The organism is Burkholderia cenocepacia (assembly GCF_900446215.1).
In the GTDB taxonomy this organism is placed as follows: Bacteria; Pseudomonadota; Gammaproteobacteria; order Burkholderiales; family Burkholderiaceae; genus Burkholderia; species Burkholderia cenocepacia.
This window is the reverse complement of the sequence record NZ_UAQZ01000005.1, coordinates 51,801-75,590: the sequence shown is the minus strand read 5'-3', so window position 1 is coordinate 75,590 and position 23,790 is coordinate 51,801. Positions and strand designations below refer to the sequence as shown.

Genomic DNA, 23,790 nt, shown 5'->3' with positions numbered 1-23,790 from the left:
GCGGCTCGCCGCGCGGCTGGCGGGGCGGCCAGCGCCGGGGCCGGACGCCGGCGGCGGCCGAGCCCCAGGAGCGGACAGCCCGTTTCTCTGGCGCGCGGGTGCGTGCGGCTTGCGTGCCTGGCGCTGCCAGGCGCGCAAGGTGCCGCGCGCCGGCTGGACAATCGGAAGGGTATGGATCCACCGCGGCCGACTGGCACGACCGGTCCCCGCCCGCGCCGGCCGCTCGATGCGGGCGGGGTGGGCCGACCCGTATCAGTGGAACATTTCGCGGTACGGAATCGGCCTTCCGCGTTCCAGGCGCCGGCCGGGCCCGCGGCGCCACACCGGCGGTGGAACATGGTCGAGCGGCGAACGCCGCCGGCGCCAGCCGCGCGCCGGCGGCCGCGCGTCACTTCGAAGCGTTTCGGCGCCCTTCAATAACGCCAGCGTCGTACGCCGCCGTCAATGCGGCACGGATACACCAGACGGCACAATCGTGGAAATCCAGCCGGTCGCTGTAACGCGTTTCAAGCGTGTCGATGTTCAGATGGATACGCGCGATCGCAAACAGCAACATTTCGAATTCGCCTTTGTTCATGGGTGTCTCTGGAAAGGCCGGCCCCCGGGCAAAGCCGCGGCCGGCGGGTGAATTTATCGCCGCGCGCACTGGCCGGCCTGGAACGCTTCCAGCATCGCGTAACGCAACGACGCCGGCAGGACTTCGATTTCCGTGTCGGAATCCCATACCAACGAGATCTCGGGGCCGAAGGCGTTTGCTGCGATCACGGCCAAAATTGCATCAATCAAATATCGGGGCATGCTGTTCTCCAGGTGTGCCGGCCGCGGCGCGCGGCCGGCGCTCGTGTGGTCAAGAGAGCTGCACTGCGCCGCAGTTCTCGGCCAGGCAGAAGGCGAAATACCAATTTCGGTACAGTTCGGCGAACAGGTGATCGCAATCGGCGTCGATTGCCCCAAGGAACCTGCTGAAATCGTCGGCCAGCTTTGCGGAAGTCCGAGATCCGAGCGTTCCTGACGTGATCGAAAAATCGATCAGTTCCTTGAACGGGCCGTCCTTTGCCGCGATCGCGCCGTTCGTATGGCAGATTCGCGCGGCGCCGATCGAGACCGCCGGATAATCGGCGAGCTCGGCCAGGCGCTCGCGGAAAATGTCGTGCATGACGTAGGTGCCGGCGCTGAATTCGAACGAATTCCGGTACCGATAGATACGCGCCATGTCCAGGTCGCTGGCGCGGTGGGGGAACCGCGCCGCGGCGTCGAGGCGGACGCAAAACACGTCGACAGGGTCGCCGTTTTCGTTCGTGCGGGGATGGTCGAGCTGCTCGAGACCGGAATAGGCTGAAACGATCAGTCGCATGATGAATGTCCTCTGTTCGGGTCTTAGGCGGCGGCCAACGCGGCGCCCGCGACGGGCGCCGTCAGGCGCGCCTTGGCGGCAGCAAAGTAGGTCGGGTCCAGTTCGATGCCGATATACCGGCGCCCAAGCTCGCGGGCGGCAACGCACGTCGAGCCGGACCCGGCGAACGGATCCAGTACGACGTCGCCGGGCTGCGTAAAAGCTGAAATGAGTGTGCGCAGCGCGGCGACCGGCTTTTCGGTCGGATGGTGGCGATTGCCGCTGTACGGAAACGGCATGACGTCGGCGATCGGCGCCGCCGGCGCCGCGGGCCTCCCCTTGGCGAGCAGGTAGGCCGATTCGTGCTGGTACTTCACCAGGCCGGCCTTGGACGCGTAGGACTTCGTGAAGACGAAGTGGCCGGCGACGCGAAAGCCGGCGGCCTTCCAGGCGTCGAAAAACAGATCGACCTTGTTCCAGCCGTAGAACGAAATGCACACGGCATCGCGTTTCAGGACGCGGAACATTTCGGCGAACGCCGGCGCCAGCCAGTCGCCGTTCACGTCGTTCGCGATCGAGCGGCCGCTGCGATCGCGAAAATTCACGAGGTAAGGCGGGTCCGTCACGATGCAGTCGACGGATTCGGGGGCGAGTTTGGGCATGGCGACCAGGCAGTCGCCGTTGTACAAATAGCTCACGGTCAGCTCCATAGAGTTGAGATAGGGGCAGCCGGAGCGATGCGGCTCGCAAACCGTGCTACCCGGAGCTGGCGAGCGCCCGCAGGGGAATGGCGGGCAAGGGGACCGTGGAATACCGGAGTGCGCGAAGCGCGCGAGGATATGCCGCGAAAGCCCCTTGCAGGAGAGGGGCGCCGTGCGACATTCGTCGCGCACGGCGGAACGGTCCGTCCGCCAGGACACGGCGGGCGAACGTGGGCTCCGGGTTGAAAGGTCGACGGCAGCGGCGTGCCGGCGGAAGGGGATGGACCTGCAGGACGCAGCGGACCGACGGTGCTGCGTCCTGGTCATGAGCGCCGCAGCGATCTCCGATCGCGCGGCGCGATCGCGATTCCGTCAGCGCGGCCGCGAGAGCGGCCGCCGCGCAAATTTGCCCGCACGACGGCCGAGCGGGTTGAGGTACTGCAGCGTCAGAACAGCGCCAGCTGCTGCGCCTCGAGGCGCGCATCTCGACGCTGCACGTCGACGTCGCTCGCGAGCAGCTCGATCGATGCACCATCCGGGTCTTCAACGCACGCGTCGAGCGGTATGGGCGCCCCTCGCGGGGCATCGGCCGCACCAATACGCTCAAATTCCGCACGCGTAGCGGCCAAGAGGGCGCGCGTGGCATGCTCCGGCAGCACGTAGTCGGCCGACGCGTACTGGCCGTCAAAGAATCGTGTCACGCCATACCGTTCTCCGCCGCCGTGCCTCGGCCGGTATACGACCAGAGCGATACGATCGGCATCGCGCCGACCGTTGGTCCATCCCACTGGCCCGCAAGGCACTAGACCACATTCAGCGGCGATCGCCGCGCCGCGCGCGATCAAATCGACGTGCGCGCGGTCGATGACGCGATGCAGATTGGGCATCTTCAGGAAAAGCTGATTCATTGGGGTCTCCTGGTCGTGCTCGGGGTAGCCGAACCACGACGGCCGGCTACCCCCAAAATGTGAGATCGCGCACCATCCATCATCACCATGTGCGCGACGATCGGCGTCAGCTCATCGGGAACTGTCGGGACGCTCCCGCCACGTCTGCACCTCGTGAACCTTCACGAGCTCGAACGGGGTCTCGCCGTCAGGCTCGATGCCAGGGTTCTCCAGAATGACACGCAATGCATCTGCGTCGCTCAGGGCGGCCAGGGCCGTCAGAAGCTGCTCGCGGCCAGCCTTGCCCGCACGAGCCCACTCGCTCCCGTCCTCGTCGTTCCAATCCGGCACGGTGGGCAGCTGAAGGCCATACGCGCAGGCGGCCTCAATTGCGGCAGATTCGATCGCTGTCATCATTCGCTCCTTGGGGATTCCGGTCAGTGGACATCGCGCCGTACGAACAGACGCGCGGCCGTGGCCGAACGGGGAAAGCCGTGCACGTCGGAGGTCTCGGCAAGCATTGCGGCGACATCCATCTGCACGTTGGACCCCGAGCGAAGGCTGCCCGCCCGGTGCACGCCGATCACCTCGAGCAGCTGCAGGTTCCCCGCGCGATATCCGTCGACCGTCATCGAGGCGCGCACGTCCGGCGCCAGCCGATCGCCGTAGCGCGACGCGAGCCGCGCGAGCGCACGCTCAATCGCGCGATCACTGAACTGTCGCGACAGCGCGATCCGATCTGCAGCGAGACGAACCATCTGCCGGCCGCTGGACGTCAACATGAAGTGTTCGACGCGCTCGACCCTACCGCCGTCTGCCAGACGCGTGGCCTGCAGCGGCATCACAAGGCGCGCAACCTGCACGTCTCGGGGGCCGTCGGTCCATTCGATGCTCAGCTGCGTGCCGTGTTCGTTCTTCGCGACGCGCACCGCGAACGACGTCGCGGGGAACCCTTCACGCAACACGGTCTGCACCAACTGCGCGGTCTCGACAAGGTTCAGCACGTCGGCCAGCACCGCGGGCGCGGTGGCGGAATCCCGACTGCCCCGCGTGCGGACGGATTCGGAAATTTGGGTATGGCGATCTGCAATGTGATGGAACATGTTGAACCTCGAATGATGGTGGACGGGACAACGTGAGGCGAGGGCGCCGGCGGCGATCGCCGGCGCGTTCGGGTTAGCCCTTCAGCTTGCGCATCTCTTCGGCGAGCACCCACATGGCGCGATTCAGGCGGAGATCCTGATCGATGCCGGCCACACCGCGTGTCGACATCCGGCGGCCAGAGGCCGAGCGACCACGCAGTCCGCCCTTGATCACGTTCTCCTGCACGCGCTGGAACGTAGTCCAGAGGTCGGGGCGGTTGTCGTCGGTGCGACGCGCGCGAAGCAGCTGATCCTCGGTGATCGGCGCGGGCGCTTCGGTCACGTCGTACCGGAGAGCCAGCACCGACCGCGCAAACGCCTGTTGCTCGCCTTCATCAAGCTGCACGGCTTCCATCTCGCTCTTGCATTCGCGGATCAGGTCGAACCCGTCGAGCACCTCGTGCGCGCCGTCGACGACGTGGTCGACGACGGCGCCTTTGTGCGGCACCCGGATGTCGTGCGTCGTGTCGCCGAATACGAGACCGTTCTGGCAGACGAACCGGAAGTAACCGGCCAGCATCTGGTAGCTGCTCGACCCATCGTGGCTGTTGAGGAGGATGATTTCCGGGGTTTCCGGCGACGCGACCTGCGACGCGTGACGCAGCCGGAGCATGTGCTTCGTATGCTCGCGCTTCGCGTCGACGCGCACGCGGGTCTGGCAAACCATGAAGGGCTGGAACCCTTCTGCGCGCAGCTTCGTGAGGATCTCGATGGTCGGAATGTACGTGTAGCGGTCCGACCGTGAGTCGTGCTTGTCGGCGGCGAAAATCGACGGCGCGACCTGACGAATCTGCTCATCGGAGAGCGGCGTGTTCGAGCGAAGGATCGGGGCGTTACTGCCAAACTTGGTTGCGAGTTGCATGGCTTTCTCCGTTGAATATTCAGGTTCGATGCGAGTCGTTCAGGAATTCGCTGGCGTCCGTCAACACCAGACGACGTGGTCGTAAGCGACTGTGCGTCGGTAGTAGTTCCGTCCATCCCAAGGCGTGTACGTGTATTCCATGTACGCACAGTGCAGGACTACTATCCAATGGTGCAGTCGGTTCGTTTCCATCGTGACCTCCATCTGCGGTTGGTTTGCGTTTCAGGCCGACCGGGACCCAAGATTCTGAGTCCCCACGTAGGGGTTGTGCCGGTGCTGCCTGGACTTCGGCGGAACTGCTACCGCCAGTCCCCTGAGTTCGTCGTCCCGCGACTAAAGGAGCCTGCCGGCGGGCGTGTTCAAGGGCGGTCGCAAAGCCGCACGCGGAGCGCAGCCCGCAGGGCGAGCACCGAACGGGTGCCGCGGCCGGCGAAGCGGACCCTTGAATGCGAACGACGGTGGGCTACGGTCGCGTTTGGGACGGCGAGCTCAGGGGACTGACGGACTGCGGATAGTTGAGGCCGGCACCGGCTCGCCGCGCGGCGAGCGCCCCATCTTGCGGCCGCGGCCGCAAGACTGGTGAGGTGTGTGCCGCGTGTCGCGGTCGTTCGCGACACGCGGTTGCGCTATGCTTCGGCGTGATCGTGTGAAATCTGAGACGAGTCGATGCTCATTCGAGAACAGGGAAACCTCATCAAGGTGCTGCGCGTCGAGCCCCCCAAGCAACCGCGTGCACGGGGACGTCGGCGCGAACATGTGCTCGGCACGTTTCGCGCCGACGAGCCGATACCGCCCGAGCTGCTCGCGGCACTAACTCACGACGAACGCGAAGCGCTCACGCGCTGGCTCTCGGTCTACCGGGAAGGCGAGGCGCGCACGGAGGCGCGTGCGATGCTGGCCTCGGCGCCCGCGCAACTAGAATCGCTCGTAATTGCACTCGAAGTCGCGGCCGACACCTTGTCGGCCGCCGAGGCGGACCGCGTGTGGGCGCAACTGCAGGCGATCGCCCGGACGCTGAAGCGGTCCGGCCATCCGCGGCCGCGCGCGGTGCGTCGGCCGCCGGCGCCGCTTCCCGGCCAGCAAGATTTCTTCGGCGAATGCGAGGAGCTCGAGCAGCTGGCCGAACAATGAACGCATTCCACGCGAGAATTCGACCCATGCATCCACACCGTATCGTCAAAGACAGCGGGCGCACGCGAATCCCGACTCGCCGGGCAGAAAATCAGATCGCGCATTTGCCAGGATGGCGACGCTGGATTGCGCGGCTTTTTCGCGCCTTCAGCAAGACGACCAAGGTCCATTGAGGATCGAGCAGACGAGGTCGTCGCCGCGCTGATCACGTGGCGCGAGGACCAGCTGCGCGCGAGCCGCTGGCGGTGTTCGCCGTGGCGCTCGAGCGGCTTGAGCGGATGCGGGAGGGTCGATCGTACGGTCGGCCACCCGCGCGGCGCAGTGCCACCGGATCCAGGCTCAGCTGACGCCGCTGCAACTTCGACCGGATGTTGCGCTCGGTCCGCCCCCCCCTGATATACATACAGTGTTTCGGTGGCACCGGCCGCCACGCGCTCGGGAGGGTGGGATGGACAATCTGATTCGAGGGATCAACGTTCGAGATCGCATTGCGCTCCCTGGACGTCCCGCCTGCGTCGGCGACTACAAGCTGGTCAGCGCGCGCGGGAACCTAGTCCGCGCACCCCGGGATCAAGCATGATCGCCCCGCCGATGCTAGATCAGCGCGACACGATGGTCGCGCTCGGGTGGACCGTGGTAAGCGACTACGGCTATTCGCATCGGACCGGCTGGACGATAGGCGTCTGCCGTGTACGGGACAAATGGGTGGTCGAGCTCTGGGATGGAACAGCTCTCCACGCCAACGTCGATTCCCCTGTAGCCGCCGCGCGGCTTCATCGCGAGCTCGTGGTCGAAGCCGACTCTAACGTAACCGGCGTGGACATCGATAGGGCAGATTAGGCGGCGCTGGCGAGCAGTCCGCCAGTAGTTGTGCGACGAACGGTACTGCAATTCTAGAGGCCAAGTCGCCTGCGTCTCAAGTCGGGGTAGCACGGTACGAATCGCCGTCACGGCGGATCTCGTACCACCTCGTTCCGCCGAATTCGGCCGCCGCGCTGTCCGGGCGTGCATAGAGGAGGCCCAGCATGCGGACGGACTCCCCCTGCTCGGGGAGACGATCCAGCTCACCTCGCAGGGTCATGTTCCGACCATTGACAGCAACTGCGAGCTTGCGCCTCCTTGTCATTTGGAGCCCGTCCGGCTGCTCGCGCGTTGCCGGCGATTTCGAACTTCCCCCGGACGCGATTTCCCAAACAGCAAGGTCCGTGAGCGACGGCGTGTGGCGCAGCATCGCTCCCTCGAAAAACCATCCGGCTAGTAACGACATCGTCAGTGCTCCCTATTCAACGGCCGTCGGAAGCAAAAAAGCGGTTGCTTGCCGCGTCCGGCGGTTAATACAGCATATTGGACGTTGCGCGATTCTCAACATATCACTGTATGAAGTGCTGGATGAGTATCGCGCAGCCGGCGACCATACCGACAATCCCCGCAGTCTTATTCACCCGTCCGAAAAGATAGATAAGTGCTGCGACAACGGCGATCCAAGTAATCCCATATCCCAAGATCTCTAACAGACCTGTTCCGGGCGCGAGAATGCTCCGAGGTTCCAATTCCATGGTGCTCACCTTATTTGATAGCAATCCGAATGATTTTACATAACAGATACTAACGACGGGACAAGTTGTAGTGGCTACATAGAAATGCCCGCGTTCCAGCCGCGTTTGCTGTTCGGCTACGTCTGTCCGGTACCGGGGGCCGCGATGCCTACAACAGGCCGGATCGCGATAACGATGCGCGAGGTCGACCGATACCGATATGGTCATTCGGGACGTGACGGACGGGAAACTCAAGCCGCGACGGACGACAGAACGGCTGGAGTTGGCGACGCAGCAGTTTCGCCGCTTGGTCGCGGGCGTCGTGAGCGCGGCTGGGCGGGTTTGGTTCGGGACGAGCCGTGCGCGCGCTTCCAACGTTTCGGAATCGGCTAGCCGAGGAGATACGCGTGCGCGAGATCGGCACGATCGCCGCCGCCAAGGCTTATGCGCCCGCCTTTATCGCGTCCGACAGCACACACTTCGCGGAACCGCGGAAGAGCGATTTCAATGCGCACCGGCAGCTGCAAGATGTCGGGAATCGGGACCGCCTGCTGAACGATACGCTCGCGAATCGGAAGCTGATTCATCGCAATCTTTAGTTAGCGCTACGACGTCCGAGTCCGGGGACGACGGACAATGGGCGAGCGAAAAACGCCAGCTTGCAAAATCTTCGTTACGACGCGGGCAATCTCGGTACTGCAGGTAAGCAGAGTGGCGAGGGAAGGTTGCGCACGAAATTCAGGTGTGCGGTTCTCGCAGGGCGAGCTATCTGCGAAGCAGAAAGATCGATTGTGACCGAACCGGAACAACATGCATTCTTCTCAGCGCCTGCAGAGAACCGCTCACTCAGATGCCCAATCGCGCTCGGAGCGTCGGCCGAGCACCGTTGTGACTGACCTGCCCCCTGCAAACAGGGCCAGCCGGAGTCTAGTAAAGTTCGTTTTCGGAGAAGAAGACGAACATGAAGAAGCGCTTTACGGAACAGCAAATCATCGGGTTTCTGAAGGAAGCCGAGGCCGGTATGCCGGTCAAGGAACTGTGCAGGAAGCACGGGTTCAGTGATGCGTCGTTCTACACTTGGCGTGCGAAGTTCGGCGGCATGGAGGTCTCGGAAGCCCGCCGGCTCAAGAACCTCGAGGTGGAGAATGCCCGGCTGAAGAAGCTGCTGGCCGAAGCAATGCTCGATATGGAAGCGTTGAAGGTCGTCGTCAAGGGAAAGCCCTGAGCCCGCAAGCCAAACGCGAAGCAGTATCGGCGATTCGGGGGAAGGTCAACATCTCCGAGCGCCGCGCCTGCCGGCTTGTCGGGCTTTCTCGCAGCGTGCTGCATTACGACGCGAAGCCAGACCACGAGAATGAGGTGCTAGCGGCGCGTCTGGTGGAGTTGGCACACGAACGTCGTCGATTCGGCTACCGCCGATTGCACGCCCTAGTGGAACGCGAAGGCACGCACGCCAATCACAAGCGCATCTATCGCCTGTACCGTGAGGCAGGGCTGGCTGTGCGGCGCCGTCGCAAGCGCCACGGCGTAATGATTGAGCGCGAGCAACTGGCATTGCCGGGCGCCCCCAACGAGGTGTGGTCAATCGATTTCGTGATGGATGCGCTTTCCAACGGCCGGCGCGTGAAGTGCCTGACCGTCGTCGACGACTTCACGAAAGAGGCTGTCGACATCGTTGTCGACCATGGCATCTCAGGTTTGTATGTCGCTCGGGCATTGGACCGCGCAGCTCGCTTCCGTGGCTATCCCAAGGCGGTGCGAACAGACCAGGGCCCCGAATTTACGAGCCGCGCGCTTGACCAGTGGGCGTATGCGAACGGCGTCGCTCTGAAGTTGATTCAGGCGGGCAAGCCAACGCAGAATGCGTACATCGAATCGTTCAACGGCAAGTTCCGCGACGAATGCCTTAACGAGCACTGGTTCACGACGCTCGCGCATGCTCGGGCAGTCATCGCGGCATGGCGTCAGGACTACAACGAGCAAAGGCCGCACAGCGCACTGAACTACCTTGCGCCGTCAGAGTTTGCGGCGAAACATCGGGCAACCGCGGATACTCCTGCCGCTTTCCAGGAGTTGGTTTAAAGGGACTTTGCTAGAAGCCCATTGGCCCTATTGATGGGGGCAGGTCACTCGGAACTGACTCGCTTGCGGTGGCGGGAGGTGCTTTCATGAACGTCAAGCTAAATCAACACCTGAGCCAACATCCGTCAATCGCAGACTTCTACGTCATTCCATCGTGTGGCGACGAAAGCAACAGCCTGGGGGCCGCGTGGGCACTTTCGTCAAAGCTCGACGTATCTCCGGAAGGCGGTCTGCGCGACATCTACTGTGGCCGGCGCTACGGGTCCGATTCATACGAGCGTGCGCTTGACGCAGTGAAGGGGGCTGACGTGACCGTAGATCGACCGAAGGACATTGAAGACGCCGTGGCGGAACAGCTGGCGGCGGGAAGAATCGTCGCCCGTTTTGCAGCAGGTGCCGAGTTCGGCGCGCGGGCGCTTGGCAATCGGTCGATTCTTAGTCGCCCGGATTCGATCGGTAATCTCCAGGAAATCAATTCGGCCATCAAGTCTCGTGATTTCTGGATGCCCTTTGCGCCTTCGGTACTCGACATCGGTGTCGATCAATTGTTGGCGACCAAAGCGATCCCACACTCGCCGCATATGATGATTTCCTTCGATACGACCACCGAGGGTGCCAAGTTGCTTGCCGCAGCGATTCATCCGAAAGACAAGACCGCGCGTGCGCAGATCCTGCGGCGGGACGATAACGAAACTTACTACCGACTGGTCGCACGATTCCACGCGCTGACCGGTATTCCCGCCGTACTGAACACTTCGTTCAACATCCATGGCGAACCGATTGTTGAAACGCCGGAAGATGCCGTTTCAGTTTTCGTTCGATCTGGGCTCCGAACGCTTGCGCTGGGGCCCTACTTGCTGACCAAAAATGACCGCCATGGACTGCCCGAAAATATTGCGTGAGGTCAATCTCGAGTACGCCAACTCGTATCGGCTTGCCTCGACCTGTGAAGAACTGCTGTTGCCGCGCTGCGCGGATGACGTCGCTGAAATGTTCGAGCGCGGCGGTGCAGCGTCGTTTCCGATTCTCGGCCATGGCAGCAACGTGATTCTGTCTCGGACACGCTACCCTCGCGTCATGAAATTCGGTCGTCGTTTCGGCGCCGTCACGCGGCTGGCCGAACATGTTGTGTATGCCGATGCCGGCGCCAGCCTTCGTAGGGTCGGGTTAGCATGCGAGCGCTTCGGACTGGCCGGATTCGAGGTTCTGGGAAACATTCCGGGCTCAGTTGGCGGAGGCATAGTGATGAACGCGGGAGCATTCGGGGACGACATTTCCAGTGTCGTTCAATCGGTACGGGTTTATGCGATCCACACCCGGCAAGTGATCGAACTCGATCGGTCCGAGTGCGAATGGGGATACCGATCTTCCGGCTTCCAGCACGGCGCGTACGTGGTACTCGGCGCGTACTTCCGACTACATGATGGCGATCCGCACGAGCTCCGGATCCGGCGACTGGCTAATCTCGCGCTCAGGCGCGAGCGATTTCCCGGCTCGGAACCGAACGCTGGGAGCGTGTTCAAACGACCAGCGCACGGGATGAAAATCGGTGAAATGATCGAGGCACTCGGGCACAAGGGGCTCACCATCGGCACAGCACGGATTTCGCCCAAGCACGCCGGGTTCATCGTTGTTCGGCGTCCCGGACGCGCGAACGACATTTGCCAGTTGATCGACTTCATGCGGAGCGAGATGTGGAAACACTTCAATGTCGAGGCGGAAGTCGAACAGCGAATCCTGTAGAGGTGGAACGAACCTTTTTGTCGAGGGAATGAATGGGAATTTTTCAAAGATACTCGTCCGTATCGGCCAAACTTGATCCTCAAGTTCGCTGGAATTTCGAGACTGCACGTTCGTCAGACATTGCCAGGGTCTGGACTTTCCTCAAGGAGAGCCAACCCAAGATATTCAACGGCCCGGTACTGATGTCTCACGGCACCTCCGGCGATGATCGATCGTTGCGGGTGAACCTGCTTCGAACTACCTACGCGGCATTCATGGCGTGGAGAGAACTCGACCATCCGGACAGGAGCGCCAAGCTTTGCTTTCCAATCGCAGCAATTAGGACATCAGACGATTTCTATGTACTGGGCACCATGGCGTCGCATACCTCGAATGCCGGTCTGACCTACTTTCCCTCCGGGACATTGAATGACGACGACGTTCTGCCGGACGGAACGGTTGCCTTGGAACGTGCTCTGGCGCGTGAGGTTGAAGAAGAAACCGGCTTGACTCGGGCAGACTACGAGTTGGTCGACGGATGGATTCGAGTCGAAAACGACGTGCGTTGCGCGTTTTTTAAAGAGGCTCGTTTGAGGTGGTCCCGATCCGAAGTCTCGGGACGAATCGCATCGTTCTTAGACCGTCAGGCCGATCCTGAGCTGTCAAGCATCGCGTTTATCAAGGATCCAGCAGACGCTGCTGGGCTCAACTTGCCAGCCGTTCAACGGGAATACTTCGCAAAGATTTTCGCTGCACCGAAACTGTGACGACAAGCTACTTTCGAACGACCAACACTCGCACAAAATTTCCACCATGCATGCGGATACAGCGGTGCGTCACGGCGCAAGCGAGTGGCGAGCATTTTCGGGTGATCCTAAAGCGATACAGGCCATCCGGTCTGGCGCGTGCTGGGTCATCGAACGCGCCACCTACTTCGACAGCGATCGCCATATCTGGCGAGAAGCCGACATTGAAATTTGCGCCGGAGAAATCGTCGGCGTCTGCGAGCCCGGGACATCGCATGCTTCGATCCGACGCGATGCGCGCGGTCTGCTTTGCTTGCCGGGACTCATCTGCGCGTCACTGAATGCGGAGAGTGCGTGTGCAAACCTGTACGACTACGTCAGACAAGCGGTAGCCTCGGGATTCACCACCGTAGGGATCTTTTCGGAAAATGTGGCGCAGGATGCTCAAACGGTCGGTGCCTTCGGTATCCGTCCCGTCTTCTACCATGTCTTGAGGGATAGGTGGGTGGGCCGAGGACACAGACCGGTGACCATGTCGATCGGCGCGTGTATCCACGGGTTTCGCCAGACGCAGCGCTGTACATCCGGTTCGCGCGTCTCAGTGTTCCCTGCGATCGGCTCACAGTTCGGTGCGTCACCCGCGCTGCTCGTGGCGTTGCATGAGATCGTAAAGGACCAAGCGTCCCGCTTGGTCATTCGGCTCGACGCCGGCGGAGACGGTATCTCCGATTTCCATGACGCGTATGGCTGTTCCAGTGTCTCTTTGCTATCCAATCTGGGAGTTCTCGATCGCCATGTCATGGCGTTCCCGGTCTCGTCGCTCAATCGAGTCGACTGGCGGCTGATGAATGCATCCGCGTGTGCAATCGTCGCATGCGATGCCCATCACTGGAATAGCATACGACGGCAGGGATATTCCGCGATTGATCGGGAACTTGCGACCCGCTTGTTCGCGCGCGAACAGTCCTCCGACTGGAGGTATCAGAACGACGAGCTTTTCGATATGCTGACGTGGAAAGGAGCCCAGTCGCTGGCGCTGGATAATCTCGGCAAGATTGCGCTCGGCCAACGCGCCGATCTGCTGTTTTATGCCGACTCTGTCCAAGCTGTGTCATCGCGGGGGCAGTCCGCAAGCGACCTGTTCATGCGGTGTATTACGCGCTCCCGGCCGTTAGCCGTTTACGTCAACGGGCAACCCGTCGCATCCGCGGGACACGTATAACTCATCGAAGCGATGCGAGCCGCGCATTGGCCTCTGCCACCCGGAATACCTCCGGATCGAAGGGTTCGTCCAGCCATGCCAGCAACTCGCGCTTGTCATCAGTCATTCGGCCGGAAAGCGTGCGCAGCAGCGCCGCATAGCCGGCCGGACCGCCGCAGTCCTCGGGCGGACAGGCACGGGCGCCGGCCACGCACCGCGGGGTGCGCACCTCCGGCGCCGCGATGGACACGGCCTCGATCTCGATAACATGCCGCCAGTCGTCATCCAGGTCATACGTGTACGTGAACGATGACCCGGCACCGCCGGTTGCCTCGAGCCGCACGTCGGCCGCGCCGCTCGCTGTGGGCGGTAGCATCCCGATCGCCCCGGCGAGGCCAAAGCCGTAGCGATGGCGGTTGTGCCAGCCCATTGCGGCCTGGATCACGTCGTGTAGGTCATCCAACGCAATGTCGGCCGGCACCTCGAGCCGACGCCAGATCGCCGGTTCCACCCCCTCCAGGCTGATCCGCAACCGCATCACGCGCGGGCCGGACGGCACGGACGCGGCGTCGCGCACCGCCGCGGGCGCACGGGAATTACCGGCACCGCCCGGAAACGGAATCACATTGCCGGCTGGCACCCGATAGGTCCACGTGCGCGCCGTGCCGACCCACTGCGCATCGATCTCGGCCACGCAATTGTGCAGGTGCGCTTCGTCGCGGATCTCGTCGAACAGCGTCTCGAGCTCCGCGTCGAGCGCCGCCTCGTCTTCGTGCCGCACCTTGAGCGCGTACACGCCGGGCGCGATGCGTTCGGCCGCGTGATCAGCGAGGATGCCGCGCTCGAGCGCGCGGATCGTGCGCGCCCGCCCCCGCCCGCCTGGCGCGACGTTCTCGACACGCAGCGTGAGCTTGATCGGCGCGGCCCGCATCCCGGCCACCTCGTCATCGTCGCGCGCACTGAAGGCGTCGCCCGCTTCGTCATCACGGATCAACTGCGGCATGGAACTCGTGAGCGCCGTCGCCGATTCGGTGGGAGCCGCTCGCGCCTGTTGCTGGTAATAATCGAGGGCCGCCTCGAGCACGCGCTGCTGCTGCGCCTTCACGTAGATCGAGGTGGTGGCGAGCGACGCGTGGCCGAGGATTTGCTGCACCACGTCGATCGGCACACCGCGCGCGGTCGCGTCGGTGCCGAACGTATGGCGCAACGCATGCGCACTGGTTTTTTGCAGCTGCGCCGCGTCCCACAGCGACAACACGCCCCAGCGCTGCAGCTCGACCTGCAGGCGTCGCAGCGCGGTGCGCACCAGGCGCCCGAGTGCATCGGGCGCGTAAGTCTCGGCGCCGGTTTCATGCCGCGCCTGCGCGGCCGCTGTGCCGGGAATCGTCAGGGGTGCCAGCAAGGGCCAGTCGGGCGCGGAATCATCAGTCACGTCGTTGTCATCGGCCCGCGCCCGGCAGTCGTCCCAGATCAGCCCACGATCGGCCCAGTGCGCGCGCAGCGCCGCGAGCGTCGTCGGACTGACCGGCACCGTGCGCACCTTGCTGCGTTTGCCGATGAGCGTCAGCGTCCACACCGCTTGCCCCTTGATGCCATCCACGCGTTTCAGGCCGCTGCGCCGTGCGCACGCCGCTTCGGCGCGGCGCAGGCCCGAATCGACCATCAGGCCGATCGCCGCGCGCGCGATGCGCCACTGCGTGGCGTCCTCGTCCGGTCGGGCGCAGCGCGCATCGAGCGTGTCGCGCAGCGTGCGCAGCAGATCGGCCGGCAACGCCCGCTCGACCTGCAGCGACCATTCGCGCGTGACGGTCGCCGGCAGCGTCACGGCGCTAAACGGGTTGCCGGCCAGATAGCGGACTTTCACCAGCCAGTCGAACGCCATGCGCAGCGTGCGCACCGCATAGGCCTGGCTGTCGGCCGACAGTGAGCCGGTGAACGGCCGCCAGCGGCCGCTCACGCGGGGGCGCTTCGGGCCGCAGAAGTCCGCCGCCGGATGCCCCAGGAAATCCTTATAGGCCTCGCAGTCCTCGACCCGTAGCGACGACACCGCGATGCCGCGCACCTTCAGTGCCCACAGCACGAAGCGCTCGACCTCGCGGGTGTACGCGCGCAGTGTCGCCGGCCGATCCCGATAGCGCATGAGCCACGCATGCAGCGCAGCCAGATCGTGCTCGGCGTGAATGAACGGGAACCCAACCGCGCGGTTCGTGCCGCCCGCGCCCGACAGTTCGACCGGCGCAGCCAGTCGCTCAAGCGGCGCGAGTGCCGCGCTGCCCGGGCCGACCACGATCGCGCGGTCGGGCGCCGGCGCGAGCGGCGCCGTGTCGACGTCGGCGTCGACCCGCGCGCCGAGCGTCGTCTCGTGCCGCCGCAGCCACGCAACCAGCGTCCTGGCGCGCAATGGGCCGATGCGCGGCACCGACCGCCACCAACTGCCGCCGTGCCGATTGCAGTACGCAACCAGCTCGCCCAGCGTCGCGATCCCTTCCCCGGCCAGCCGCCGCGCGATGAGCGGCCGGAACCACAGCGCAACCGCGTGGTCGGCTGCTGGCGCGGCGGCCGCGAGCTTGGCCGCGTCCTCGACCATTCGAAGCGTCAAGGCGGTCAGTTTCGCCTCGCCGTGCTGCCGCATCGACGCGCGCAAGTGATCGGCCAGCGCCGCCGAACCATTGAGCAGCGCCAGGCGCACCAGCGCGTCGCGCATCGTCATGAGATGCTGCTCGACCGCGTCGGCCTCGGCCGGCACTGCACTGTCTTCGACGTCGTAGAAGCGACGCGCGATAGTCGCCGCCGGGATGCCCTGGATGCGCGCGCGCAGCGCCGCGAAGTCGGTGCGCGTGTAGGTCGCCGGCGGCGGCACCGTCACCGCTTGCGGCCGGTTAGCCATCCGACCGCTCCCGCCCGGGCGGACCGTTCACGCGATCATCGTGGCGCGCGCGTGGTTCGACCCGCGCCGATCGCGGCGGCCGCCGTCGCGCCTGGGGGAACCGGCCCATCATCTTGATATGCCCCTATATTAGCAAATGGCAATACTACTATTTTAGCCATTAAACAGCAGACTGCTAATGTGAATTAGCAGACAAGGTGCCAAGCTAAAAAAAATCGGGCCGCCCAACGCCATGGACAGCCCGCATTCAACCCAACTACAGCGACCGTGCCGTCCAAGCCAGCGGTCGCCGAACCCAGTATAGACGCTGCCGTACCGTCGACAAGGTCCGTTTCAGTCGGCAAGCCGCCTATCCGGGCTGGACGCCCTGCTCGCCCCGAATCGGGGGCGGGTCGTGCAGTCAATGCCGCTCAGAGGAGTTATCGGCATTGACGACGCGCCACAAAAACCCGGCCGCAGCCGGGTCTGCATGGTCAGTGGCCGCTTTCGACCTCCAGCGCGATCGCCAGGTTGCGCGCATCGGCGGGTTTCAACGACGCGCGATTCAGGTCCAGCGTGATGTCGAAGCCCTCGCCCTGTTCGTAGTCGGCATCCACGCCCTTGCGCGCGAAGAAGTTGCGCACTTCCGTGACGGTCTCGTCGCGCAAGCGCTCGAGGCCAAACGCATCCTTCAGCTCGTTCGCCGGGATATTGAAGTGGTAAACCTGGTCGCCCGAACGGGCCACCCGTTGGATCGCGCTGTTGACGAACGCGTCGTACGCGCCCTGCAGGTAATCTTTGTTCAGCGGCATTTCGCCCTCCATCTGGGATGTTTTCGACGATTATACAGGCCGCTTCTCGGCTGTCAATCAAATCCTTAACTAGACCTTAGCGTGGCCTTATAGATCGTGTCGGATCGCCCGACCCGCTTCTGTTCTCGATTTTCGCGCTCTACTTCCCGGGCCGGCCGCTCACGCAGCGGGCTCATCGTCCGGCAGTTCGGGGTCCGGCAGGAACGACACCTGGCCCGGCGGGATGACGAAGCTCGGCAACCAGTCGTCGAGCGCCGTACACACGTGCTCGTAGGCCGCGTCGAGCCCGGAACCCTCCGGTGCGTTCGGCGGATCCGGAAACAGGCGCCGGCCGGTCTCGATCATGTCGTCGCAGAGGAAGCCGTACCGCCCCTTTTGCAGCATGGTCCACAGCGCATCGTAGCGCTCGGCCTCGAGGGACATCAGACCGACCGACATCGCGTCGGCGATCCGGAACTTCATGTAGCCGATGCACCACTCGAGGAACATCTGCTGGACAGCCGTCATTGGGTGGGTCACTTCGCCATCTCCTTCGCCACGCCCACGTATCGCGGCACGGCGATCGGCATACCTGGTGCGCCCGGCGGTCGGCTGGCGCTTATTGCTCGCCCCGGGACGCATTGACCGTGCACACGATGCACGCCGCGAACGTTACTCCCGCCGGTACGCTCCAGCCGAGCGCGAGGCACCCGACAGTCAATGAAAAGGCAAAAATCGCCGCACCGCCGAATCCGTTCATCCCCGCTCCTATTCTGTTCTCAGGCGCGCTGTCGTGCGTCGGTGGCGCCCATCGTGCCGCGGGCGGCCGCCACGCAGCGTTACGTCGCTGGCCGCAGCCAGTTTTCGACCGGCAGCCCGGCAACGCGGGTGAACTCAGCCGTATTGTCCGTGACCAGGACCGCGTCGACGGCCAACGCATGCGCGGCGATCAGCATGTCGTTGGCGCCGATCAACTGGCCTTGCTTCTCGAGCTCGGCCCGCAATCGCCCGTAGCAGCGGTCCGCGTCGGGCTGCAGCGGCAACACGGTCAGGCTTGCGAGCAGCTGCTCGACGCGCTGCGCGAGCGTCGAAGAGCCACGCTTCCAGACGCCGAACCGCAGTTCCGCCGCGACGACGATCGAGGTGCACACTTGCTCCGGCGGGGTTTCTCCGATCCGGGTGGCGCATGCGCCGCGCGGGTCGCGGATCACGTTCGACAAAATGTTGGTATCGAGCAGGTACAGCGTCATTCGATGTCGACCGGTTCAGCGGGAAGGTCCTCGATGTCCGGAAAGGTCTCGTCCAGCGGGGCCCATTGGGCGAACAGCTCACGCAAGGGCGCGGCCTCCACGGGCTCAATGATCAAGCGGCGGCCTTCCCGCTGGATGGTGACCTCCGAGACCGGCAATTCGAATTCGCGCGGGATCCGCACGGCCTGGCTTCGCCCGTTGCGAAACAGGCGCGCGTGGCGGGTGTCATGGGTTGGCATGGGGACCTCTAATTCAAACAGGATGGCATATGCCACAGCATATACAAGCCGACGCGAATTCGCAATGCACTCATGTCGATGTCGGCGCATCGATCGATCGGTCTGTCTGCTTGGAGTAAATCACTTGCTGTTGCGGGCCCGTTTCAGTTCAAGTGGGTCTTCGCGGGTCACGGTCCGTGCAGGCTTGTCGTCGCGCAGCCCGCGAAACGACGGATGACGCAACTGTCCGGTCGGCGTCCACTCGAGAAACGCTACTTCGGCAACGAGCTCCGGCTTCAGCCAGTGGAACTCGCGATCGGCTTCGGGTTCCGGCGCGCGGACGAACGGCGAGCGCTTGCGGCCCAAGGATGGAAGGCGGTCTTCGAATTCCCGTGCCTGGCGGGGCGCGAAGCGCGGCGCGACGTGTCCGACGTAACGCAGCTGTCCGCCCTCCTCGTACACACCGAGCAGAACCGCTCGCACGCCCCCGGTGGCGCCCTTACGGCGCGAAAATCTGCCAATGACGAACTCCTGGCGTTTACTGCATTTGAGTTTGATCCAGCGGTCCGATCTTCCTGAGCGATACGGCGCGTCCACCCGCTTGCCCATGATTCCCTCTAGGCCGAGGGCACACGCCGAGGCCAGCATGGCGTCAGGGTCGGCATCGATCGCCTCAGAGAAGCGCACCTCGTCCCCGAGAATTTCGGCAACGAGCTTCGTCAGCGTGGCGCGGCGTTCACGCCACGTCCACGGCCGGAGATCATTGTTGTTAAGCCACATCAGGTCGAAGACGACAAGCGAAATCCCCGCAGTTCGACGTCTATCAAACGCATTCTGCAGGCCGTTGAAGTTTGGGCGCCCTTCTGTATCGAACCAGACGGCCTCCGCGTCAATCCATGCACGGTTGACCGGCAATCGTTCAAGGACTGACCTCAGGTGCGGTAGTCGGGCGGTCCAGTCGTGGCCGTTCCTGGTGAAGATTCGAACGTCACCAGCGTCGATACGCGCGAGCATCCGGTAGCCGTCGAATTTGATCTCATATCCCCACTCTCCCGACGTTGGGGGTTCTGCAGCAAGCACAGCAAGCGACGGCTCGATGAATTCCGGCATGCGTCCATTTCTGGCTACTGGCGTCCGGGCACGGATGCCGCGCTCACTTGTCCACCGCCCCATATGCCCTCCTCGCTTTGCAGGTATGTGGGCAATCTATATGCCCGTTGCATGGGGCATTTGACTAGGCCAGGCCGGTCTTGGCTCGAGCCAAGATCGGCCGTACAGAGGGCGAATGCACTCTTTGGGTCGGTGGCAAGCGTAACCACCCCAATCTCAATGAGCTGCTTCCGTGGGATCTTGGCTCGAGCCAACCCTTGGACATCTTGTGAGACTCCCTATAGAAACCGGTCTTGGCTCGAGCCAAGACTGTTTAGAAGTGCGGTTCATGGCTAATCATCCAACATCGGATCTGCGATCGTGGCTCGGGCCAAGTCGGTGGCATTTTTGCTCCGAACGTTGTTCCTTGACCACATTTTGTAAAGGCCACAAAAAAATATAGCTATTTGATTGACTTATTTTGACTGAAGAATAAAACTCCGATCGTTGAAACAAACACTTTCCAGTGGAGGTGAAATGGTCATCACGATTGGGGCGGAAAAAGGAGGTGTTGCTAAGACGCGGTTAGCAACGCACATTGCAGCCCTGGCTGCCGCGGAAGACGTGGATGTCGTTCTTCTGGATACTGATAAGCAGGGGTCTGCGATGAGTTGGTCGCGAATTCGAAACGAGGAGGGCGTTACACCTGCCATTCCAGTGCTCGCTCTCCCGGCTAATCCGGCCCGGGAACTGGCAAACCTTGCCAACAAGTACACCCTCGTCGTGGTTGACATCGGCGCGCAGAACTATCGGACGATGCTCGAATGCGCACTGTTATCCGATCTCGTGCTGGTCCCCTGCGGGCCTGATCAACAAGAAGTGGAGTCGACCCTGAATGTCTTCGCGACCCTTAAAGACATGGGGCCGCGGCATGAAAGCGGTGAGATCCCAGCATACGTGGTGCTCACTCGGGTGTCGCCGGTAGAAGGATCGAAGGCGACTGCGGAATTGCGGGCATATTTGAAAAGCGAAGACATTCGAGTTTTCGATTCCCAGATTCCGCAGAGAGAAGCTTGGCGTGCGACCGGCAAGACCGGCAGGGCCGTTCATGAGCTGAAGGGCCGTGATCGGTCGAAGAAGGCGATCGATGAGATGGAGGCGGTCTATCGGGAAATCATTGAGCGGATCAACGGGGCGGAGGTCGAATAATGGCTACATTTCGGAAAAAAGCGGTAGCGGTCGAGAGGGTTGCCGCAGTGGAGGAAGCAGCTTCGTCGGCTCCGATCGTCGGCGATCCGCGCATGGCGCCGTCGTTGGCGACTATCTCGCAGCTTAGGGGCGGAGAGGTTGGCTCGAGCCAAGGTGCCACGAAGTACGAAATTGGGCAGACATATGAAGTTCCAATTGGCAAAATTAAATCAAATTCTGTCAATCCGAGAGCCATCTATACAGCTTCTGCTGTATCCGAGATGGCAGAGTCCCTAACGGCCCGCGGGCAAGGCCAATCGGCGAGCGCGTATGTCGATGAAGCAGGCGACATCGTGCTCATTGACGGAGAGAGGCGCCTTCGTGGTGCTCGAGCGGCCGGGCTGCCGACGTTGCGGGTAGAGATTCGTCCTAAACCAGCAAGTGAGCGGGAACTGTATGAGGAAGCGCGCGCTGCCAACGTGGAGCGTAAGGATCAAAGCCCGCTCGATGACGCGCTCAAGTGGAAAGAGCTGCTTTCGCGGAAGATTTATCCGACACAAGTGGCTTTGGCCAAAGCGCTCAATCTCGGGGAAGACCATGTAAGTCGGACTCTGTCGCTCGCTCAACTGCCAAGCAGGATTGTTCAAGCCGCCGCCGAGTATCCGGAACTTCTCTCTCTCAAAATGCTGAACGCAATTCGGGAGTTCTGGGAAGTGAAAGGGGAAGAGGAGACCCTCGAACTCGTCCTCGATGCTGCTAAGACCGGGATCGGGTACCGCGACGTCGCCGCTCGCAGAAAGGCTGCGGCAAAAGGGACGGTTAAGCGGCCGCGGTCTACGCGCGAGCAACTGTCGTTCCGTGGGGCAAAGGGAGAGTTCAAGTCGTTCGAGGAGGATGGCCGGATCGAGTTGAAGCTGAAGGGTTTGGCTCCGGACGTCGCGGCAGAGATCAGCGAAAAAATCTTGGCCCTTTTTCCAAAGGAATAGGGCGACTGTTAGACCGTGAAGAGTGTCTCCTGGATGACGCTGGAGGACATCGCTCACGTGACCGGGCAGGACACACGACTATCGGTTATGCAGCGATGGGAGCCAGCGTTACCTAGTATTTTGGACTCGTCTCTGGAGCGATGGAGGGTGACGTTCTTCCAGCGATGCTCTATATGGGACGGGCATGAGCGTGAGAGTGTGTACTCACCTTGCTCGGGGGGCAGCTTGACGGTGTCGTGTCGTTCTTCCAGCGATGCTGATAGGGCGCGGTCGTTCCTCCAGCGATGGTCGAGATGCCCTCTCTGTCCTGTACTGTCGTTCTTCCAGCGATGATTTGCCATGCCGACGCTGCTCTGTTGGCGCATAGGTATCGTGCTTACAACGATGGATAGGTCGATTAGAAAAAGATTAAAAGAAGATTAGGCGCTGTGGACAACAGTGGTAGCGGATTGATTGTAAAGGCGTTTTTTGCAAGGGCCGCTCGCTGGAAGAACGATAGTGGCATCGCTGGCGATACGAGTGTTGCCTCGCTGGAGGCACGATTGACCACGCTGGAAGCACGATAGGGACATCACGCTGGAGGAACGAGGAACATCGCTGCAGTGACGAATGCGCCGTGGTACATCGCTGGAGGCACGATAGTCCCGTAGTTTTTTTGCTGAACCATCGCTGGAGAGACGAGACAAGGGTCTTGATGGCGCAATTCACGTACTTATACTTCTCGCATGGCAAATTCCATCGTCGACCAGGTGAAAGCGATCGCAGCACGCGCTAGCAGCGCGGGTGTGGAAACGCAATCTCATCCGACACAGATTCCACTGTGGCCGGCGAACGTTCGTGGGATGCCAAACGCCCTCGCGCGCTCGGCTCTGTTCAACGTGAACAAATCGAATGCGCCGCGTAGCCGAATGGAGAAGGCGCTGATCGCAAGCGTTGATGGCGTCGAAATTTCGTTTAGCGGGGAAGAGCTTAGACAGGACGACGCGGACGTCTTTCTTGAAGTGCTTCACTTGGCCCGGGATACTCAGCTGAACGAGAAGGTGGAATTCACTGGCTACAGTGTGTTGAAGTCGCTTGGCTGGGGCACGTCGGTAAAGTGTTACGACAGGCTCGTGACGACGCTGGAGCGGCTGCAGGCGGGGCAAGTCAAGGTTCGCTTCACGGGCAATAAAAAGGGGTTTGTCGGGTCGCTGATCCGTAAATTCCTGTGGAAGGAAGGCACCGAAACGGGAACTGACGGGAAGACGCGATGGGTCGCGTACGTGGAACCCGAAATCGTTGCGCTATTCTCTGACGACGACTACACGCGGCTGGCCCGCGAGCAGCGTCAGCGACTGCGATATGAGTTGTCGAAGTGGTTGCATACGTACTACCACACGCATGCAGTGCCTTTCGCGCATTCCGTCCGTTTCCTTCATCGTCAGTGCGGTTCGCAGACGAAAGAGTTGTTCCACTTTCGCGCGAACTTGAAGAAGGCACTCGACGAGCTCGTGAAAGAAGGCTTCTTGGTCAGTTGGACCATTGATAAGTCTGACCTTGTGCATGTTGTACGAGCATCGTCACGCGGTGCTATAGCGGCCTGAAGTGCGAGTGGCAAAGGTAAACGGCTGCAATCGTAGTCCGACGAGGATCGCTGGTGTTGGTGGTCTGCTGTATTCGTGATGGATTAAGATCAAGAAGTAATCTTGCTTGCAAGCCCGGTTTTTTGCTTTTTTGCTCGTCCAAGGGAGCGCCAGACAAATGGGCGGTGGCCGATACGACCAAAGGTTGGTGGTAATACTGGCATGCATGGCAAGCTTCTCGGTATCAGCGGCTTCCGTGTGTCGATTGGGTCCTAATAGTGCTCGTCCGCCGTGGGCGCCTCGGATTGAGGCACCCTTTAAGGCTTTTCACATCGGCGATCCGCCGCATATGAAGCCAACTCCGTTTAAATTGAACGACGGGTTGTCGCCTTTACGCGCGAGGACTTGTATTGACGGCGCATCAAAGCCCATCTATCTGAACGTCGAAGCCCACGGAGAAAGTGGCGTCATTGACGTTGCATCTGGGTCGTGCCTGGA

26 protein-coding genes are annotated in these 23,790 nt (G+C 62.2%); 11 read left to right on the top strand and 15 right to left on the bottom strand.

Annotated features, from left to right (window positions below; translation table 11 throughout):
• Positions 1-388 precede the first annotated feature (388 nt).
• The 8 genes from DTA15_RS13480 to DTA15_RS13450 all read right to left on the bottom strand — a co-directional run bounded on the left by DTA15_RS13480 (position 389) and on the right by DTA15_RS13450 (position 4,925).
• A complete protein-coding gene (locus DTA15_RS13480) occupies positions 389-577 on the bottom strand; it encodes a DUF6900 domain-containing protein (RefSeq protein ID WP_006481578.1) in 189 nt (62 codons plus the stop codon).
• Between the two features lie 53 nt (positions 578-630).
• A complete protein-coding gene (locus DTA15_RS38550; protein WP_006493591.1) occupies positions 631-798 on the bottom strand; it encodes a hypothetical protein in 168 nt (55 codons plus the stop codon).
• Positions 799-847: 49 nt separating this feature from the next.
• Positions 848-1,354: a hypothetical protein gene (locus tag DTA15_RS13475; protein WP_006481587.1), complete on the bottom strand. Its 507-nt coding sequence runs from the start codon at positions 1,352-1,354 to the stop codon at positions 848-850.
• Positions 1,355-1,377: 23 nt separating this feature from the next.
• Positions 1,378-2,031, bottom strand: a complete 654-nt coding sequence (locus DTA15_RS13470; RefSeq protein ID WP_006493596.1) for a DNA methyltransferase — start codon at positions 2,029-2,031, stop codon at positions 1,378-1,380.
• Between the two features lie 449 nt (positions 2,032-2,480).
• Positions 2,481-2,942: a hypothetical protein gene (locus DTA15_RS13465; protein ID WP_006481581.1), complete on the bottom strand. Its 462-nt coding sequence runs from the start codon at positions 2,940-2,942 to the stop codon at positions 2,481-2,483.
• Between the two features lie 111 nt (positions 2,943-3,053).
• Complete coding sequence (locus tag DTA15_RS13460; RefSeq protein ID WP_006493595.1) at positions 3,054-3,335, bottom strand: hypothetical protein; 282 nt, start codon at positions 3,333-3,335, stop codon at positions 3,054-3,056.
• 23 nt (positions 3,336-3,358) lie between these two features.
• Positions 3,359-4,024 carry an LPD29 domain-containing protein gene (locus tag DTA15_RS13455; RefSeq protein WP_006481577.1) on the bottom strand — a complete coding sequence of 222 codons (666 nt, stop codon included), beginning with the start codon at positions 4,022-4,024 and terminating at the stop codon, positions 3,359-3,361.
• Positions 4,025-4,097: 73 nt separating this feature from the next.
• A complete protein-coding gene (locus DTA15_RS13450) occupies positions 4,098-4,925 on the bottom strand; it encodes a DUF932 domain-containing protein (RefSeq protein WP_006481590.1) in 828 nt (275 codons plus the stop codon).
• A gap of 699 nt (positions 4,926-5,624) precedes the next feature.
• Here DTA15_RS13450 and DTA15_RS13445 point away from each other — a divergent pair.
• Both DTA15_RS13445 and DTA15_RS13440 read left to right on the top strand, forming a co-directional pair.
• Positions 5,625-6,056: a hypothetical protein gene (locus tag DTA15_RS13445; protein WP_229699555.1), complete on the top strand. Its 432-nt coding sequence runs from the start codon at positions 5,625-5,627 to the stop codon at positions 6,054-6,056.
• A gap of 576 nt (positions 6,057-6,632) precedes the next feature.
• A complete protein-coding gene (locus tag DTA15_RS13440; RefSeq protein WP_034178348.1) occupies positions 6,633-6,896 on the top strand; it encodes a hypothetical protein in 264 nt (87 codons plus the stop codon).
• A 530-nt stretch (positions 6,897-7,426) separates the two neighbouring features.
• Here the strand turns inward: DTA15_RS13440 and DTA15_RS13430 are convergent.
• Positions 7,427-7,612 carry a hypothetical protein gene (locus DTA15_RS13430; protein WP_034178347.1) on the bottom strand — a complete coding sequence of 62 codons (186 nt, stop codon included), beginning with the start codon at positions 7,610-7,612 and terminating at the stop codon, positions 7,427-7,429.
• A 386-nt stretch (positions 7,613-7,998) separates the two neighbouring features.
• On the opposite strand from DTA15_RS13430, the gene DTA15_RS13425 reads away from it, so the two are divergent.
• The 6 genes from DTA15_RS13425 to DTA15_RS13400 all read left to right on the top strand — a co-directional run bounded on the left by DTA15_RS13425 (position 7,999) and on the right by DTA15_RS13400 (position 13,363).
• On the top strand, positions 7,999-8,190 hold the full coding sequence (locus tag DTA15_RS13425) for a hypothetical protein (protein ID WP_006481585.1): 192 nt from the start codon (positions 7,999-8,001) through the stop codon (positions 8,188-8,190).
• A gap of 362 nt (positions 8,191-8,552) precedes the next feature.
• Positions 8,553-9,673 (top strand): IS3-like element IS407 family transposase gene (locus DTA15_RS13420; protein ID WP_102896096.1). Its coding sequence is split into 2 segments (ribosomal slippage): positions 8,553-8,811 and positions 8,811-9,673, totalling 1,122 coding nucleotides; the frame shifts between segments, so codons are not numbered across the junction.
• A gap of 20 nt (positions 9,674-9,693) precedes the next feature.
• Positions 9,694-10,575 carry a carbamoyltransferase C-terminal domain-containing protein gene (locus tag DTA15_RS13415; RefSeq protein WP_306172479.1) on the top strand — a complete coding sequence of 294 codons (882 nt, stop codon included), beginning with the start codon at positions 9,694-9,696 and terminating at the stop codon, positions 10,573-10,575.
• Positions 10,541-11,416, top strand: coding sequence for a UDP-N-acetylmuramate dehydrogenase (gene murB / locus DTA15_RS13410; RefSeq protein ID WP_227743145.1), 876 nt, complete (start codon positions 10,541-10,543; stop codon positions 11,414-11,416). The genes DTA15_RS13415 and murB overlap by 35 nt, the downstream gene beginning before the upstream one ends.
• A 32-nt stretch (positions 11,417-11,448) precedes the next feature.
• Entirely contained in the window at positions 11,449-12,162 is a 714-nt protein-coding gene (locus DTA15_RS13405; RefSeq protein WP_006485698.1) for an NUDIX hydrolase, read from the top strand.
• A gap of 46 nt (positions 12,163-12,208) precedes the next feature.
• Positions 12,209-13,363, top strand: a complete 1,155-nt coding sequence (locus DTA15_RS13400; RefSeq protein WP_006485696.1) for an amidohydrolase family protein — start codon at positions 12,209-12,211, stop codon at positions 13,361-13,363.
• A 1-nt stretch (position 13,364) separates the two neighbouring features.
• Here DTA15_RS13400 and DTA15_RS39435 read toward each other — a convergent pair whose 3' ends face one another.
• The 6 genes from DTA15_RS39435 to ligD form a co-directional block, all read right to left on the bottom strand.
• Positions 13,365-16,229, bottom strand: coding sequence for an IS1096 element passenger TnpR family protein (locus tag DTA15_RS39435; protein ID WP_020980055.1), 2,865 nt, complete (start codon positions 16,227-16,229; stop codon positions 13,365-13,367).
• 473 nt (positions 16,230-16,702) lie between these two features.
• Complete coding sequence (locus DTA15_RS13390; protein ID WP_006493600.1) at positions 16,703-17,020, bottom strand: hypothetical protein; 318 nt, start codon at positions 17,018-17,020, stop codon at positions 16,703-16,705.
• A gap of 159 nt (positions 17,021-17,179) precedes the next feature.
• Entirely contained in the window at positions 17,180-17,539 is a 360-nt protein-coding gene (locus tag DTA15_RS13385) for a hypothetical protein (RefSeq protein ID WP_006493602.1), read from the bottom strand.
• A gap of 299 nt (positions 17,540-17,838) precedes the next feature.
• Positions 17,839-18,249 carry a type II toxin-antitoxin system VapC family toxin gene (locus tag DTA15_RS13380; RefSeq protein WP_006482112.1) on the bottom strand — a complete coding sequence of 137 codons (411 nt, stop codon included), beginning with the start codon at positions 18,247-18,249 and terminating at the stop codon, positions 17,839-17,841.
• On the bottom strand, positions 18,246-18,488 hold the full coding sequence (locus DTA15_RS13375) for an antitoxin (protein ID WP_006482117.1): 243 nt from the start codon (positions 18,486-18,488) through the stop codon (positions 18,246-18,248). Before DTA15_RS13375 ends, DTA15_RS13380 begins: the two co-directional genes overlap by 4 nt.
• Positions 18,489-18,608: 120 nt before the next feature.
• A complete protein-coding gene (ligD, locus tag DTA15_RS13370) occupies positions 18,609-19,577 on the bottom strand; it encodes a non-homologous end-joining DNA ligase (RefSeq protein WP_077176027.1) in 969 nt (322 codons plus the stop codon).
• A gap of 516 nt (positions 19,578-20,093) precedes the next feature.
• Here ligD and DTA15_RS13365 point away from each other — a divergent pair.
• The 3 genes from DTA15_RS13365 to trfA all read left to right on the top strand — a co-directional run bounded on the left by DTA15_RS13365 (position 20,094) and on the right by trfA (position 23,313).
• Positions 20,094-20,765 (top strand): nucleotide-binding protein, encoded by a 672-nt coding sequence (locus DTA15_RS13365; RefSeq protein ID WP_006482119.1) that lies wholly within the window; start codon positions 20,094-20,096, stop codon positions 20,763-20,765.
• A complete protein-coding gene (locus DTA15_RS13360) occupies positions 20,765-21,730 on the top strand; it encodes a ParB/RepB/Spo0J family partition protein (protein WP_006482114.1) in 966 nt (321 codons plus the stop codon). The genes DTA15_RS13365 and DTA15_RS13360 overlap by 1 nt, the downstream gene beginning before the upstream one ends.
• A gap of 725 nt (positions 21,731-22,455) precedes the next feature.
• On the top strand, positions 22,456-23,313 hold the full coding sequence (gene trfA / locus DTA15_RS13355; RefSeq protein ID WP_006482109.1) for a plasmid replication initiator TrfA: 858 nt from the start codon (positions 22,456-22,458) through the stop codon (positions 23,311-23,313).
• The last annotated feature ends 477 nt before the right edge of the window (positions 23,314-23,790 follow it).

Coding starts and splice junctions, on each gene's coding strand:
- DTA15_RS13480 (WP_006481578.1), bottom strand. CDS start 577: ATGAACAAAGGCGAATTCGAAATGTTGCTGTTTGCGATCGCGCGTATC.
- DTA15_RS38550 (WP_006493591.1), bottom strand. CDS start 798: ATGCCCCGATATTTGATTGATGCAATTTTGGCCGTGATCGCAGCAAAC.
- DTA15_RS13475 (WP_006481587.1), bottom strand. CDS start 1,354: ATGCGACTGATCGTTTCAGCCTATTCCGGTCTCGAGCAGCTCGACCAT.
- DTA15_RS13465 (WP_006481581.1), bottom strand. CDS start 2,942: ATGAATCAGCTTTTCCTGAAGATGCCCAATCTGCATCGCGTCATCGAC.
- DTA15_RS13460 (WP_006493595.1), bottom strand. CDS start 3,335: ATGACAGCGATCGAATCTGCCGCAATTGAGGCCGCCTGCGCGTATGGC.
- DTA15_RS13455 (WP_006481577.1), bottom strand. CDS start 4,024: ATGTTCCATCACATTGCAGATCGCCATACCCAAATTTCCGAATCCGTC.
- DTA15_RS13450 (WP_006481590.1), bottom strand. CDS start 4,925: ATGCAACTCGCAACCAAGTTTGGCAGTAACGCCCCGATCCTTCGCTCG.
- DTA15_RS13440 (WP_034178348.1), top strand. CDS start 6,633: ATGATCGCCCCGCCGATGCTAGATCAGCGCGACACGATGGTCGCGCTC.
- DTA15_RS13430 (WP_034178347.1), bottom strand. CDS start 7,612: ATGGAATTGGAACCTCGGAGCATTCTCGCGCCCGGAACAGGTCTGTTA.
- murB (WP_227743145.1), top strand. CDS start 10,541: ATGACCGCCATGGACTGCCCGAAAATATTGCGTGAGGTCAATCTCGAG.
- DTA15_RS13405 (WP_006485698.1), top strand. CDS start 11,449: ATGGGAATTTTTCAAAGATACTCGTCCGTATCGGCCAAACTTGATCCT.
- DTA15_RS13400 (WP_006485696.1), top strand. CDS start 12,209: ATGCATGCGGATACAGCGGTGCGTCACGGCGCAAGCGAGTGGCGAGCA.
- DTA15_RS39435 (WP_020980055.1), bottom strand. CDS start 16,229: ATGGCTAACCGGCCGCAAGCGGTGACGGTGCCGCCGCCGGCGACCTAC.
- DTA15_RS13390 (WP_006493600.1), bottom strand. CDS start 17,020: ATGCCGCTGAACAAAGATTACCTGCAGGGCGCGTACGACGCGTTCGTC.
- DTA15_RS13380 (WP_006482112.1), bottom strand. CDS start 18,249: ATGACGCTGTACCTGCTCGATACCAACATTTTGTCGAACGTGATCCGC.
- DTA15_RS13375 (WP_006482117.1), bottom strand. CDS start 18,488: ATGCCAACCCATGACACCCGCCACGCGCGCCTGTTTCGCAACGGGCGA.
- ligD (WP_077176027.1), bottom strand. CDS start 19,577: ATGCCGGAATTCATCGAGCCGTCGCTTGCTGTGCTTGCTGCAGAACCC.
- DTA15_RS13365 (WP_006482119.1), top strand. CDS start 20,094: ATGGTCATCACGATTGGGGCGGAAAAAGGAGGTGTTGCTAAGACGCGG.
- DTA15_RS13360 (WP_006482114.1), top strand. CDS start 20,765: ATGGCTACATTTCGGAAAAAAGCGGTAGCGGTCGAGAGGGTTGCCGCA.
- trfA (WP_006482109.1), top strand. CDS start 22,456: ATGGCAAATTCCATCGTCGACCAGGTGAAAGCGATCGCAGCACGCGCT.